The organism is Thetidibacter halocola (assembly GCF_018224955.1).
Lineage (GTDB): Bacteria > Pseudomonadota > Alphaproteobacteria > Rhodobacterales > Rhodobacteraceae > Thetidibacter > Thetidibacter halocola.
In genome coordinates, this window is the sequence record NZ_JAGTUU010000007.1 from 1 (window position 1) to 12896 (window position 12896).

The window sequence follows — 12896 nt, forward strand, 5'->3', positions numbered from 1 at the left end:
ATTTCGCCCGGCGTCTCAAAACCCTCGGTGGCCTCACACCATACGAATACATCTGCAAGGTCTGGAACTCAGAACCGGATCGATTCATCCTCGACCCGATCCACCAGATGCCGGGACTGAACACCTAGCCCATGTCTCGAAGAGCCAGCACACGCTCGTGGCCGCCGCGATCCGACAGGCATTCGACCAGCCTGACCGCACCCATGCCGGGGAAACCTGGCAGCGCGTGGCGGATCAGCTCCGGCGGCGCTGGCCCAAGCTGGCCGAGCTGATTGATGCCGGCGAACACGATGTGCTGCCCTGCATGGCCTTACCACGACAGCACCGCACCAAGTTGCATTCGACCAACCCGATCGAGCGGCTGAACAAGAAAGTGAAACGGCGTGCCGACGTCGTGGGCATCTTCCCGAATGAAGCCTCTATCATGCGCCTGATAGGCGCCGTGCTCTTCGAGCAGAACGACGCATGGCAGCCCTCGACCCGCTACATGATGGTCGAGGCATTCGCCCAGATCGACAAGGACGAGATCGACACCGTTCTCAACATAACCACGAAAGCCGCCTGATCATGCCTCAGGCCATCCGGGAAATTACACCAGCTTGACGGACGTGACCGTTTGGAAAATGTGGACGAGTCATCGGACCCGTTGCGCTTCCGATCATCGAAGAATGTCGGTCCTTGGGTTGGTCTGACACCCTCTCGCAGCCAGTCCGGAGAGCGGGATGTCTCAGGCGGCATCAGCAAGGCCGGGGACGTGAACCTGAGACGCGCCCTATGCCAAGCGGCTACGGTCATGCTGAACCGTGGGCGGGGCACCGGGCTCCGGACATGGGCATCCCGTGTTGCCAAACGCCGCGGGCGGAAACGAGCGATGGTTGCCTTGGCTCGCCGCATTGCTGTCGTGTTGCATCGTATCTGGGTCGATGGAACGACCTTCAGGATGGAGGCTGTGCCGAGCACCTAAGCCTGACCGCTTCGCCTGCCTGAATGCAGGCACCCGATGTCCCGAAGGGACGCGGTTCCAGTGATGTCGGGGTCTGGACCGTCGCCAGCCACGCTGAGCACGCCAATGAGATGGACACGCCGGAACTGCATCGAACCAGCATCTTGTCGGCAGCCCTCGGGCTGACCACGAACCGAAGCATGTTCCCGACGACTTCAAGAAAGAGCCGCGAGACGGCAGTCGAACCGACCCTGCCGCTATAGCCCGTTAGCGGGATTGGCACGCGTGCCCGAAATCGTAGGACGAAGCGGGACCCGTTACTGAAGTCCTGAGCCTAGGCGGCAGATACCGCGGTGATCCTTTGGAGCTTGGTTCACAAACAGGTCCGCGTTATTCGGGTTGCACGACTGCAAGGTTCATTGAACCTAGGAGCACTTTCCTGAAAACGACAAAGGGCCCCGTGGGGCCCTTGTTTCATTGGTCGGAGTGAGAGGATTCGAACCTCCGGCCCCTGCCTCCCGAAGACAGTGCTCTACCAGGCTGAGCTACACTCCGACCGTGACGCGGCGATTACAGAAGCGCCGCGGCTTTGGCAAGGGTCAGTTTTCGTCTTTTCCATCCTTGATATGTGGCGAGATCCGGAACGATGGGACATAGCTGCGCGACTTTGTCCGCAGAACCGGCGTCTGCGAGGCCGCGCCCTTGCTACTTTCGCGCGCCACGATGTAGATGCCCGAGGCGATGATGATGCCCGCGCCGACGATAGTCGGCGTGTCGATTGTCTCTCCGAACAGAAAATAGCCGAAGAAGGTCGCCCAGAGGATCTGGGAATATTGCATCGGTGCGACGGTGGTGGCCTCGCCCCTCTTGTAAGCGGCGATCAGGCATAGGCCCGCGACGAAGCCCAGCAGCGAGATCATCCCCGCCGCGCCGAAATCGGTGATCGGCATGGGCTTGTAGACCGGGATCATCAGCAGGCCCACCAGCAGGAAATTCGCGGCCATCGGGTAGAGCAGCATGACGACCGCCCGTTCCTCGCGGCCGATCTTGCGCATGATGATGGCCGAGAGCGCGCCCAGAAAGGCCGACCCGACCGCGGCCAGGTGACCCGCCGACAAGGGCGACGATCCCGGCCGCAACACCACCATCACCCCGATCAGGCCAACCACGACGGCAAGACCGCGCCGGATCCCCACCTTTTCACCCAGTATGGGGATCGACAGGATCGTGATGATCAGGGGTGCCGCGAAGAGGATCGCATAGGTCTGCGCCAGCGGTAGGACGGAAAAGGCGTAGAAGGCGCACATTCCGTTCAGCACCGCCGCCGCGGTGCGCAGCGCCGTCCACCACGGATGCACCGGCACCAGGTTGCCCTGCGTCACGTCGCGCATCAGCATGAAGGCCACCAGCGGGAAGGACAGCAACGTTGAGAAGAAGATCGTCTGGAACGGCGAATAGGTAGCGCCGAGGAACTTGATGACGACGTCATGCGAGGCATAGATGGCGAAGGACAGCAGGGCAAAGCCCGCGCCTTGTGCGTTCGGCGTCATGGGAGTTCTCGTCTTGCGCGGCCTGCGGGAGTCTAAGCGGGGCGGGCGGCGGGATGCAAGGGCGCTCCCGTTCAATCGGAAGGTAGGCGCCGCCCCTGATCCCGATCAAGGCGGTCGCCGCCCTCTTTGTTCAGCCTCTTCGATGCGCATTCATCGATCGGGCGGCACAGCCGGCCAGACCTGCCAACGGCGGGAGCCATGCCGAAAACCGGTCCGTTCTGGCGGCGTGCCCTGACCGGATTGTGGATCGCTCTGTGCCTGGTCATTTACGCAGCGGCGCCGGCCGAGGCGTGCGAGCCGGACTGCGCCCTTGCGGATACCGTCCTGTTCGAACTGGCCGCGCCCGGAGGCGTCCAGGTCTTCACGATCTCCATCAATCCCTTCCTGGTCTCCGGCCGGATAAGCGCGCGGGGCGGCACGGGTTTCCCGTTCGACGGCGGTTATGTCGCCACGAATTACCATGTCGTCGCCGATGCCGACATGCTGGTGATCTTCGAGGACGGTGCCGTGCACGACGTCGAGATCATCGGCATCGACCCTTCGGCGGACGTGGCCGTGCTGCACCCGATTCCACCGCTGATGGAAACCGAAGGGCTGGCCTTTGCGCCGTTCGACCCGGTGACGATCGGCCAGCAGGCGATTGCCATCGGGTTTCCGCTGGGGCTGGGGAAATCCATGTCCAAGGGTATCATCTCGGATGTGAGCCGCGTGCTGCCGATCACCACATCAAGCTGGATGGCGCCCTATCTGCAGACTGATGCCGCGATCAGTCACGGCAATTCCGGCGGGCCGTTGCTCGTTTCCTGCGGCCGGGTGATCGGCATGGCCACGACGGCGATCATCAGGGAAGGCGCGGAAAACCTCGGCTTCTCCATCCCGATACCGGCACTGGCGCCGATCCTGCAGAGCTCATCGAGACCGGGGCGGTGTCGCGGCCGTGGCACGGGCTTCACGGCCAGATCGTGCCCCCTCCGATCCTCTTGATGCTCGGCATTCCCGAAGAGGAGTGGGGCAGGTTCACTGGATTCCTGGTTGAGAAGGTTCAACCCCGCAGCGCCGGGGATACAGCAGGGCTGCGCGGAGGCCGCTGGCCGACGATGTGGGGTGGCAACGAGATCCTTCTGGGCGGCGACATCATCACCGAGGCGAACGGAATTCGCATCACCGAACACGATCAAGCGCTCGACGTCGTGCGCAGGCTGAAGGTTGGGGCGCGTATCGACCTAGTCTACCTGCGCAATGGCAACAGGATCACCGCATCGGTTGTTCTGCCGGAGCGGCCGCTGATCGCGGAAGAAATGGAAATCCACATGCGCCGCCAGTGAGGGCCGGGCGGCATCGCCCGGCCCGAGGATGCATCTCAGAGAGAGGCGTCCAGCGCAGCGACGATGGCGTCGCCCATTTCCGAGGTCGAGACCGGCGCGCGGCCTTCTTCGCCCAGCAGGTCGGCGGTGCGCAGGCCGTCGGCCAGCACCTTTTCCACCGCCTGTTCCACGCGGGTCGCGTCGTCGCCCATGTCGAAGCTGTAGCGCAGCGCCATGGCGAAGCTGAGGATGCAGGCGATCGGGTTCGCCTTGCCCTGGCCCGCGATGTCGGGGGCCGAGCCATGCACCGGCTCATAGAGCGCCTTGGGGCGGCCGTTCTCCATCGGGGCGCCAAGCGACGCCGAGGGCAGCATGCCCAGCGAACCCGTCAGCATTGCCGCCAGGTCGGACAGCAGGTCGCCGAACAGGTTGTCGGTCACGATCACGTCGAACTGCTTGGGCCAGCGGGTCAGCTGCATGGCGCCGGCATCGGCATACATGTGCGACAGCTCGACCTCGGGATAATCCTTGCCCACCTCGGTCACGACCTCGCGCCACAAAACGCCGGATTCCATGACGTTGGCCTTTTCCATCGAGCACAGCTTCTTGTTGCGGCGCATCGCCAGTTCAAAGGCCGAACGTGCCACGCGGTCTATTTCCGACTCGGTGTAGCGCTGGGTGTTGATGCCCACGCGCTCGTTGCCTTCCTCGAAGATGCCGCGCGGCTCGCCGAAGTAGACGCCCGAGGTCAGCTCGCGCACGATCATGATGTCGAGACCGGCGACCACGTCCTTCTTCAGCGACGAGAAATCTGCCAGCGCGTCAAAGCACTGGGCCGGGCGCAGGTTGGCATACAGATCCATCTCCTTGCGCAGGCGCAGCAGGCCGCGCTCGGGCTTCAACGAGAAATCGAGATTGTCGTATTTCGGGCCGCCCACGGCGCCCAGCAGGACGGCGTCGACCTCTTGCGCCTTAGCCATCGTGGCGTCGGCCAGCGGCGTGCCATGCGCGTCATAGGCGCAGCCGCCGACGAGATCCTCGGACACGTCGAAGGTCACGCCACGGCGGGCGCCGAACCAGTCGATGATCTTGCGGACCTCGGCCATGACCTCGGGGCCGATCCCGTCACCGGGCAGGATGAGAAGCGAAGGGTTGGACATTGCGGGCTTTCCTTTGCGGCAGTCGTTTGCGCTGCGGTAAACAAGGGCGCCGCGATGGTCAAGAAAGCTGCGTCGGCCATGCGGGCGCTGGCGGCCTGATCCGCGCGCCTCGCTGGACATTTCCGCCTGTCTGTGACAAGGCCGCGCGGGTCACGAGGAGCATGCCATGACCGCCACCGTTACCCGTTTCGCCCCGTCGCCCACCGGCTATATCCATGTCGGCAACCTGCGGACGGCGCTGTTCAACTACCTGATCGCGCGCAAGTCCGGCGGCACCTTCATCCTGCGGATCGACGACACCGATCCGGAACGGTCGAAAGAGGCCTATGTCGACGCGCTGAAGCAGGACCTGGAATGGCTGGGCCTGCATTGGGACCGGGTGGAACGGCAGTCGCTGCGGCTGGACCGCTATGCCGACGCTGCCGACAAGTTCCGGCAGATGGGCCGGTTCTACGAGGCGTTCGAGACGCCGGTGGAACTGGACCTCAAGCGCAAGAAGCAGCTGAACATGGGCAAGCCGCCGGTCTATGATCGCGCCGCGCTGGCCCTGTCGGACGAGGACAAGGCCCGCCTGCGGGCCGAGCGTGGCGATGGCGTCTGGCGCTTCAAGCTGGATCAGGAGCGGATCGAGTGGGAGGACGGCATCCTCGGCCCGATCTCTATCGACGCGGCCAGCATTTCCGACCCGGTGCTGATCCGGGCGGACGGGCAGGTGCTGTATACTCTGGCCTCGGTGGTGGATGACACCGACATGGGCGTGACCCACGTGGTTCGCGGCAACGACCACGTCACCAACACCGCCACGCAGATCCAGATGATGCGCGCGCTGGGGTTCGAGCCGCCGTCCTTTGCGCATCATTCGCTTTTGACCGGGCCGCAGGGCGAAAGCCTGTCGAAACGGCTGGGCACGCTGGCGTTGCGCGACCTGCGCGAACAGGGGATCGAACCCGAGGCGCTGCTGAGCCTGATGGCGCGGCTGGGCTCCAGCCAGCCGGTCGAGCTGCGCCTGACGCTGGACGAGATCGCAGACGGGTTCGACCTGTCGCAGTTCGGTTCCGCGCCGACCAAGTTCGACGCTGCCGACCTGTTCCCGCTGACCGCGAAAAAGTTGCACGGCCTGCCATTCGAGATTGTCGCCGCCGAGATTGCCGCGCTGGGCGTGCCGCTGGACAAGGCCGAGGCCTTCTGGTCGGTCACGCGCGAGAACATCACGACCCGCAAGGAACTGACCGAGTGGTGGGCGCTGTTCCGCGACGGGGCGGCGCCGCTGGTGGATGACGAGGATCGCGACTTCGTCGGGCAGGCGCTGGCCCTGCTGCCAGAGCCCCCCTACACGCCCGAGACCTGGCGCGAATGGACCGCGCTGGTCAAGGACCAGACGGGTCGCAAGGGCAAGGGCCTGTTCATGCCGCTGCGCAAGGCCGTCACCGGGCGCGAGCGCGGGCCCGAGATGGCCGACGTGATGCCTCTGTTGCAGAAAAAGCCGGGCTGATCCCGGCCCGAGGAACGGACGAACGCCCCGGAGCCGGCTCCGGGGCGTTTTTCGTTCAGGCCGCCGCTGGCAGGCCGGGGGCGCTGCGATTTTCCTTGATCGGCAGGTGCACCAGCGCCGACAGGGCGCCCACGCCCACGCCGATCCACCAGACCATCGTGTAATCGCCATAGGCGTCATACATCCGGCCGCCCAGCCAGACTCCCAGGAACCCACCCAACTGGTGCGAGAAGAAGATCAGGCCGTACAGCGTGCCCATGTAGCGCAGGCCATAAAGATGCGCGACGAGGCCCGAGGTCAGCGGCACGGTCGCCAGCCAGAGTGCGCCCATCACCGCCGAGAACACCAGAACGGAGACCGGCGTGATCGGCAGCAGGATGAACACCGCCCCGGCGATGGTGCGTGCCGTGTAGATGCCGCTCAGCAGGTATTTCTTGGTGTAGCGCTTGCCCAGCCAGCCCGCTGTCAGCGTTCCGGCGATGTTGAACAGCCCAATCACCGAAATCGCCACAGCCCCCAGCGCGCTGGTCGTGCCGATGCCGATCCCGTCCAGCACCGAGCCGGGCAGGATCGGGCCGCAGAGTTCCGTCACGAAGGCGGGGAAATGGGCCGTGATGAAGGACAGCTGGTAGCCGCAGGAAAAGAAGCCGATGAAGATCAGGTGGAAACTGGGGTCGCGCGTCGCCCGGCCGACAATGGTGCCCATGCTCTCCTGCAATTCCGCCTTGCTGGCCGGTTGCGGCGCGCGCATCAGCGGAAGGCTGGCCAGCATTCCCAGCACCATCGCGGCAAAGACCAGGAACACCGACTGCCACGGCATCATGCCCAGCAGCCATTCTGCCAGTGGCGCGCCGACGACCTGCCCGGCACTGCCCGCTGCCGTGACGATGGCGAGGCTCATCGAGCGGTTCTCGTCATTCGAGGCGCGGCCGACCACCGCCAGGACCACGCCAAAGCCCGTGCCCGCGATGCCGAAGCCCACCAAAACCTCCCAGGCCTGCATGGAAAACGGCGTTTCCGAGATCGAGGACAAGGCGAGGCCCACTGCGTAGAACAGGGCGCCAATGACGATCGCCTTGCGGTCGCCGATCTTTTCCGCCAGCGCGCCAAAGATCGGCTGGCCGAACCCCCATGCCAGGCTCTGGATCGCGATGGCGAGGCTGAATTCGGCCCGCGCCCAGCCGAATTCCTCGGCGATGGGGATCTGGAACACGCCGAAGCTGGCGCGCACGGCAAAGGACACAAGGATTATGAAGCAGCTCACCAGCAGGACAGGGGTGAACAGCGAGGCGCGGTCTTGCATTGGGGAACTCCGGTTCGCGCTGCCGGTTTACGCCTGCGGTCGTCAAGGTCAATCGCGAATGGCTGATGGGAAACATCAGCGAACGTGCAGGCATGCGCCCTCTACACAAGCTGCGTTGGGGGCGCTAAGCGAAGGACATGACGACGCTGACAGAGCTATATGACCAGCGGGTGGCCGAGGGCCGCTTGAAACGCGACGCCGCGCAGGAGGCTGCGCTGCCGGAACTCGAGCGTATCCGCGCCGACCTGGCCCAGCCGGTGAAAAAGGGTCTGTTCCGCCGGGCGCCGGAACCGCCCAAGGGGCTTTACCTGTGGGGTGGCGTTGGGCGTGGCAAGTCGATGCTGATGGACCTCTTCGTCGAGACGCTGAGCGTCCCAGCGCGGCGGGTGCATTTCCACGCCTTCATGCAGGAAATCCACGCCCAGATGCACCGCCTGCGCCAGCAGGGGGTCGAGGATGTGGTCAAGCCCGTCGCCAAGGGCGTCAGCGATTCAGTTCGGTTGCTTGCCTTCGACGAGATGCAGATCAGCGACATCACCGACGCGATGATCGTGGGGCGGTTGTTCCAGCAGTTGTTCGAGGCTGGCTGCGTCGTCGTCACCACGTCGAACCGCGTTCCCGACGACCTTTACAAGGACGGTCTGAACCGGCAGCTGTTCCTGCCCTTCATCGCGCTGCTGAAGGAGCGGATGGTCGTCCGCGAACTGGCCAGCGACAAGGATCACCGGCAGGACCGGCTGTCCGGCACGCAGGTCTATTTCACTCCGGTCAACGCTGCCTCGCGGGCGAAGATCGACACGCTGTGGTCCGAACTGACCCACGGGGTCGAGGAAACGCTGACCCTGCGCGTGCAGGGGCGCGAGGTGACGCTGCCGCGCTATCACAACGGGGTGGCGCGGGCGTCGTTCTTTGACCTGTGCGGGCGGGCGCTGGGCCCGGCGGATTATCTGAAGCTGGCGGAAACCGTGCGCGTGCTGGTGATCGAGGAAGTGCCGCAGCTGTCGCGGCGCAACTTCAACGAGGCCAAGCGGTTCGTGACCCTGATCGACACGCTGTACGAGGCGCGGGTCAAGCTGATCCTCCAGGCCGCTGCGGCGCCCGATTACCTCTATGTCGAGGGCGAGGGCAGTTTCGAGTTCGAGCGCACCGCCAGCCGCCTGCACGAGATGCAGGCCGCTGACTGGGCGGGAGCCTGAGCGGCGGCGCGGAAAAAAGGAGGGTCCCGAAGGACCCTCAAGGCTGCTCGGATAAGGTCTGCTGCCTGATCTAGGTCGTCTCGCGCAAGGTCTCTGGCCTTGTCGCGCGGGGTCCGGTCGTCAGAATGCCGGTCGCCCGAAATCCGTTTTGAGGGGAGGTGCCTATCGCTGACGCATCCCCTGGCGCACGCGCCCCGGGTCTGCGTGATGGTCCGTTCGCCCGCGCATCAAGGCGCGGCGCGTCTGGCTCAAGCGGCGAAATCATCCTGTCCCCCTGGAAGAGCACCCTTATCTGGCAGTCCGGGTACCCTTTCAAAACGTATAGGCGAACGTGTGCCGTTCAGTCAACATTTAGTAGTCTTGCGGATATCCATGAATGCCAGAATTGTTGCACGCCAAGGGTTGTGTCGCGGATCACTCTGGCAGGGTCAACCTCTGGCCGGGCCGGAGGTCGTCTGGCCGCGCCAGGATCGACTGGTTCGCAGCGAACAGCGGCCCGGTCATGTTGACGTCGCCGTACAGCGCTTGCGCGATGGAGGCGAGGCTGTCGCCCGGTTTCACGAAATATACGCCGGGCGACGGCGCAGCGGCCGCGTCCCCGGTCTCGGCCAGGGAGCGCTGGACGATCATGTGCAGCAGGCTGCCGGGTTGGCCGGGCGCTGCGTCGCGGCCGGTGGCGTGGTTGATGCCGGCCAGCGTGGCCCATGTCAGGCGGCGCAACGCCTCGTCATCCAGTGGGCCGTCGGCGGGCAGGGCGACGCGCGAGGGCACGAAGGTGGCGACCGGTGGCGGTGCGGGCGGGATCTCGACCGGGATGGCCTGGGCGACGGCGTCGAGCCTCGGATCGGCCCGCGTGACCTCTGCCGGCGGCAAGGTCTCGTAGGGCTGGCGCCGGTTGCTGCCGGGCTGGACCATCAGAAGCGCGACGGTAATCGCGATGAAGCCGATGGTGAAGAGAACCATGCGGATCATCCCTTGCCCCGCCCCGCCATCAGTCGGCCTGCGCGGTGGTCAGGCCCAGTGCGCGCCATGCCGTCAGTCCACCCCGGTAGTATTTCAGCTTTTCCGCCGGATAGCCGGCCTCGGCGAGGTGGCGCAGGGCTTGCGCCGCGTCGGTCGCGTTGGCTCCCTCTCCGAAGATCACCAGGTCGTAGGCCTCTGCGAAATTGCCCCGCTGCGCGCCAAGCGCCGCCAGCAGGTCGTCGCGATACGGGTTTTGCGGGTGCAGCGTCGCCTCGGGGACATTCACCGCCCCGGGCACGGTGCCCTCGGCAAACCTGTCAGGCAGGCGGGCATCGACCAGCAGGCCGCCCCCGGCGGCGACGGTGCCAGAGAGGAAATCCAACACTTCCAGTTCCCCGATCGTGGCCACCCCTGGAGCGGCCTGCATCGGCTGGACGCAGGCAGGCGGACAGGCCGGGCCCTGCCGGTCGATGATGATGCCGCGGCCGTTCAGGTCGATCGTGACGCTTGCAATATCCTCGGAAATCCGGCTGACCTGCGCAAAGGCAGGGAGGGCCGCGCCCATCGCGGCCAGAGCGGCAAGGTATGCCCTGTGCGACATCTGCTCGTCCTCTGGCGGGTGAGCCCCCGCAAACTGTGCCCGACGCAACATATAGCGTGTGGCTGGCGCGCCGGTCAACAAGTGTGGGGTCAGGTGCCTGCGTTCTCGCGCAGGACATGCCCTGCAAGGTAAAGCGACCCGCAGATCAGGATTCGCGCTTGCGGATCGCGGGAGGCGATGGCGGTCAGGGCATCCTGCACCGAGGCGGCGGTTTGCGTCGGCATCCCGGCCTTGCGGGCAGCCTCGGCGGTGGTCTCGGCGGGCAGGGTGTTGGCCTCGCCCGGGATCGAGACGGCGGTCAGGCTGGCGGCCTGCGCTGCGAGCGGCCGCATGAAGCCCGCGACATCCTTGGTGTTCAGCATTCCGCAGACCAGGTGCGTCGGGCGCGCGGGCAGCCGGGCCAGGTGAGCGCCCAACGCCTCGCCCGCCGCCGGGTTGTGTCCGCCGTCGAGCCACAGTTCGGCCTGCGGCACCAGCGCGGCCAAGGCGCCCTCGCGCAGCCGCTGCATCCGTGCGGGCCATTCGGCGCGGATGACGGCGCCGGTCGCCGCGTTCTCGCCAAGGCCAAGAAGGCGCAACGCCGTCAAGGCCATCCCCGCATTGCCGATCTGGTGCGCGCCGGGCAGGTTCGGCAGCGGCAGGTCCAGCAAGCCGCGTTCGTCCTGGTAGACCAGCCGCCCGCGCTCCTCCCAGGCATGCCAGTGCTGGCCGAAGGCGAGCACGGGCGCACTCAGCGCCGTGGCGCGGTCCTCGATCACCCGCAGGCCGTCTTCTGCCTGCGGGCCGACGATCACCGGCACGCCGCGCTTGATGATCCCGGCCTTTTCGCCAGCGATCTTGGCCAGCGTGTCGCCCAGATACTGTTCGTGATCCATCGAGACGGGCGTGATGATGGTCAGCGCGGGCCGCGCGACCACGTTGGTCGCGTCCAGCCGTCCGCCGAGGCCGACCTCGAGCAGGGTGTAGTCCGCCGGGCTGCGCGCCATGGCGAGGATCGCGGCGACGGTCGTGATCTCGAAATAGGTGATCGGCACGCCACCGTTGGCGGCGTAGCACTCGTCCAGCACGGCGGTCAGCGCATCCTCGTCGATCAGCTTTCCGGCCAGCCGGATGCGTTCGTGGAAGCGCACCAGGTGCGGCGAGGTATAGGCATGCACGGTCTTGCCCGCGGCCTCGAGCCCGGCGCGGATCATCGCCTGGGTGCTGCCCTTGCCATTGGTGCCCGCGATGTGGATCACCGGCGGCAGGGCCTCTTGCGGGTTGCCAAGTGCGTCAAGCAGCCGCCAGACCCGGTCCAGCGTCAGGTCGATGATCTTGGGATGCAGCGCCAGCATCCGTTGCAGGATGAGGTCGGACCCGGTTGCGCTCATGGTTGGGCGGGTGCCTGGCCCGGCGGTGCCGCGTCGCCCGGTGCGGGCAACTCGCCCCAGACGGGCGGCGGCATCTTCATCAGCAGGCGGGTCAGCACGATCAGTTCGTCGCGCATCTTGCGCCGGTCGATCACGCGGTCGAGCATGCCGTGTTCCAGCAGGTATTCCGCCCGCTGGAAGCCCTCGGGCAGCTTTTCGCGGATCGTCTGTTCGATCACCCGCGGCCCGGCAAAGCAGATCAGAGCGTTGGGCTCGGCGATCTGCACGTCGCCCAGCATCGCATACGACGCGGTGACGCCGCCGGTGGTCGGATGGGTCAGCACGACGATGTAGGGCAGGCCCGCCTCTTTCAGCATCTGCACGGCGACGGTGGTGCGCGGCATCTGCATCAGGCTGAGAATGCCTTCCTGCATCCGCGCGCCGCCGGCCGCCGAGAACAGGATCAACGGCCGGCCCAGGCGCACCGCCTCTTCGGCGGCGGCGATGATGGCGTTGCCGACATACATCCCCATCGACCCGCCCATGAAGCTGAAATCCTGTGCGACGGCGACGATCGGCGTGCGGCCGATCTCGCCGATGCCGACGAGCATCGCCTCCTTCTCGCCGGTCTGCTTCTGCGCGGCGCGCATCCGGTCGGGATATCGCTTCTGGTCGCGGAAATGCAGCGGGTCCGGCAGCGGCTCTGGCACCGCGACCTCCTTGAAGATCCCGCCGTCGAACAGCGCGTGAAAGCGGTCACGTGGCGTGATGTGCATGTGGTGGCCGCAATTGGTGCAGACGTTCAGGTTGTCGCTGATCTCGCGGTGGAACAGCATGGTGCCGCAACTGTCGCACTTGGACCACAGGTTCTCCGGCGTCTCGCGGCGCGAGAAGATGGAGTTGATCCGGGGGCGGACGTAGTTCGTGATCCAGTTCATGCGCGGTTCCCACAGCCTGATGGGCGAGGAAATAAGCGCAAGCGGGCTGGGATGCAATCGGGCAGGCGCGCCGGGTTGAGCGCGGACAGGGACCGGG

Annotated in this window: 11 protein-coding genes, 1 tRNA gene and 3 pseudogenes; 7 read left to right on the forward strand and 8 right to left on the reverse strand. The window is 65.8% G+C overall.

Features of this window, described 5'->3' with window-relative positions; all coding sequences use genetic code 11:
* From KB874_RS16455 to KB874_RS16465, 3 pseudogenes are all read left to right on the forward strand, one after another.
* Nucleotides 1–128 (forward strand): annotated as a pseudogene (locus KB874_RS16455) (IS481 family transposase); the annotation flags it as partial.
* Nucleotides 125–565 (forward strand): annotated as a pseudogene (locus KB874_RS16460) (transposase); the annotation flags it as partial. The pseudogenes KB874_RS16455 and KB874_RS16460, both read left to right, overlap by 4 nt.
* Nucleotides 566–640: 75 nt before the next feature.
* Nucleotides 641–964 (forward strand): annotated as a pseudogene (locus KB874_RS16465) (transposase); the annotation flags it as partial.
* A 457-nt stretch (nucleotides 965–1421) separates the two neighbouring features.
* On the opposite strand, the gene KB874_RS16470 reads toward KB874_RS16465, so the two are convergent.
* Nucleotides 1422–1498, reverse strand: a tRNA-Pro gene (locus KB874_RS16470).
* A gap of 44 nt (nucleotides 1499–1542) precedes the next feature.
* Entirely contained in the window at nucleotides 1543–2493 is a 951-nt protein-coding gene (locus KB874_RS16475; RefSeq protein WP_212537656.1) for a DMT family transporter, read from the reverse strand.
* Nucleotides 2494–2619: 126 nt separating this feature from the next.
* Here KB874_RS16475 and KB874_RS16480 point away from each other — a divergent pair, with 126 nt between their 5' ends.
* Together KB874_RS16480 and KB874_RS16485 are read left to right on the forward strand one after the other, a co-directional pair.
* On the forward strand, nucleotides 2620–3477 hold the full coding sequence (locus tag KB874_RS16480) for a S1C family serine protease (RefSeq protein WP_212537657.1): 858 nt from the start codon (nucleotides 2620–2622) through the stop codon (nucleotides 3475–3477).
* Nucleotides 3477–3818, forward strand: a complete 342-nt coding sequence (locus KB874_RS16485; RefSeq protein ID WP_212537658.1) for a PDZ domain-containing protein — start codon at nucleotides 3477–3479, stop codon at nucleotides 3816–3818. The genes KB874_RS16480 and KB874_RS16485 overlap by 1 nt, the downstream gene beginning before the upstream one ends.
* A gap of 35 nt (nucleotides 3819–3853) precedes the next feature.
* On the opposite strand, the gene leuB is transcribed toward KB874_RS16485, so the two are convergent.
* Nucleotides 3854–4957, reverse strand: coding sequence for a 3-isopropylmalate dehydrogenase (gene leuB / locus KB874_RS16490; protein WP_212537659.1), 1104 nt, complete (start codon nucleotides 4955–4957; stop codon nucleotides 3854–3856).
* A gap of 166 nt (nucleotides 4958–5123) precedes the next feature.
* Between leuB and gltX the strand changes: the two genes are divergently transcribed.
* Entirely contained in the window at nucleotides 5124–6449 is a 1326-nt protein-coding gene (gene gltX / locus KB874_RS16495; RefSeq protein ID WP_212537660.1) for a glutamate--tRNA ligase, read from the forward strand.
* Between the two features lie 55 nt (nucleotides 6450–6504).
* On the opposite strand, the gene KB874_RS16500 is transcribed toward gltX, so the two are convergent.
* Nucleotides 6505–7752: an MFS transporter gene (locus KB874_RS16500; RefSeq protein ID WP_212537661.1), complete on the reverse strand. Its 1248-nt coding sequence runs from the start codon at nucleotides 7750–7752 to the stop codon at nucleotides 6505–6507.
* 137 nt (nucleotides 7753–7889) lie between these two features.
* Between KB874_RS16500 and zapE the strand changes: the two genes are divergently transcribed.
* Nucleotides 7890–8948 carry a cell division protein ZapE gene (gene zapE, locus KB874_RS16505; RefSeq protein WP_212537662.1) on the forward strand — a complete coding sequence of 353 codons (1059 nt, stop codon included), beginning with the start codon at nucleotides 7890–7892 and terminating at the stop codon, nucleotides 8946–8948.
* Nucleotides 8949–9362: 414 nt separating this feature from the next.
* Here zapE and KB874_RS16510 read toward each other — a convergent pair whose 3' ends face one another.
* The 4 genes from KB874_RS16510 to accD form a co-directional block, all read right to left on the reverse strand.
* Nucleotides 9363–9911, reverse strand: a complete 549-nt coding sequence (locus KB874_RS16510; protein ID WP_212537663.1) for a LysM peptidoglycan-binding domain-containing protein — start codon at nucleotides 9909–9911, stop codon at nucleotides 9363–9365.
* A 28-nt stretch (nucleotides 9912–9939) separates the two neighbouring features.
* On the reverse strand, nucleotides 9940–10512 hold the full coding sequence (locus tag KB874_RS16515; RefSeq protein ID WP_212537664.1) for a rhodanese-like domain-containing protein: 573 nt from the start codon (nucleotides 10510–10512) through the stop codon (nucleotides 9940–9942).
* An 89-nt stretch (nucleotides 10513–10601) separates the two neighbouring features.
* Complete coding sequence (locus tag KB874_RS16520; protein ID WP_212537665.1) at nucleotides 10602–11882, reverse strand: bifunctional folylpolyglutamate synthase/dihydrofolate synthase; 1281 nt, start codon at nucleotides 11880–11882, stop codon at nucleotides 10602–10604.
* The gene (gene accD / locus KB874_RS16525; protein ID WP_212537666.1) at nucleotides 11879–12799 is read right to left on the reverse strand and encodes an acetyl-CoA carboxylase, carboxyltransferase subunit beta; all 921 of its coding nucleotides are present in this window, start codon (nucleotides 12797–12799) and stop codon (nucleotides 11879–11881) included. Before accD ends, KB874_RS16520 begins: the two co-directional genes overlap by 4 nt.
* Between the last annotated feature and the right edge of the window lie 97 nt (nucleotides 12800–12896).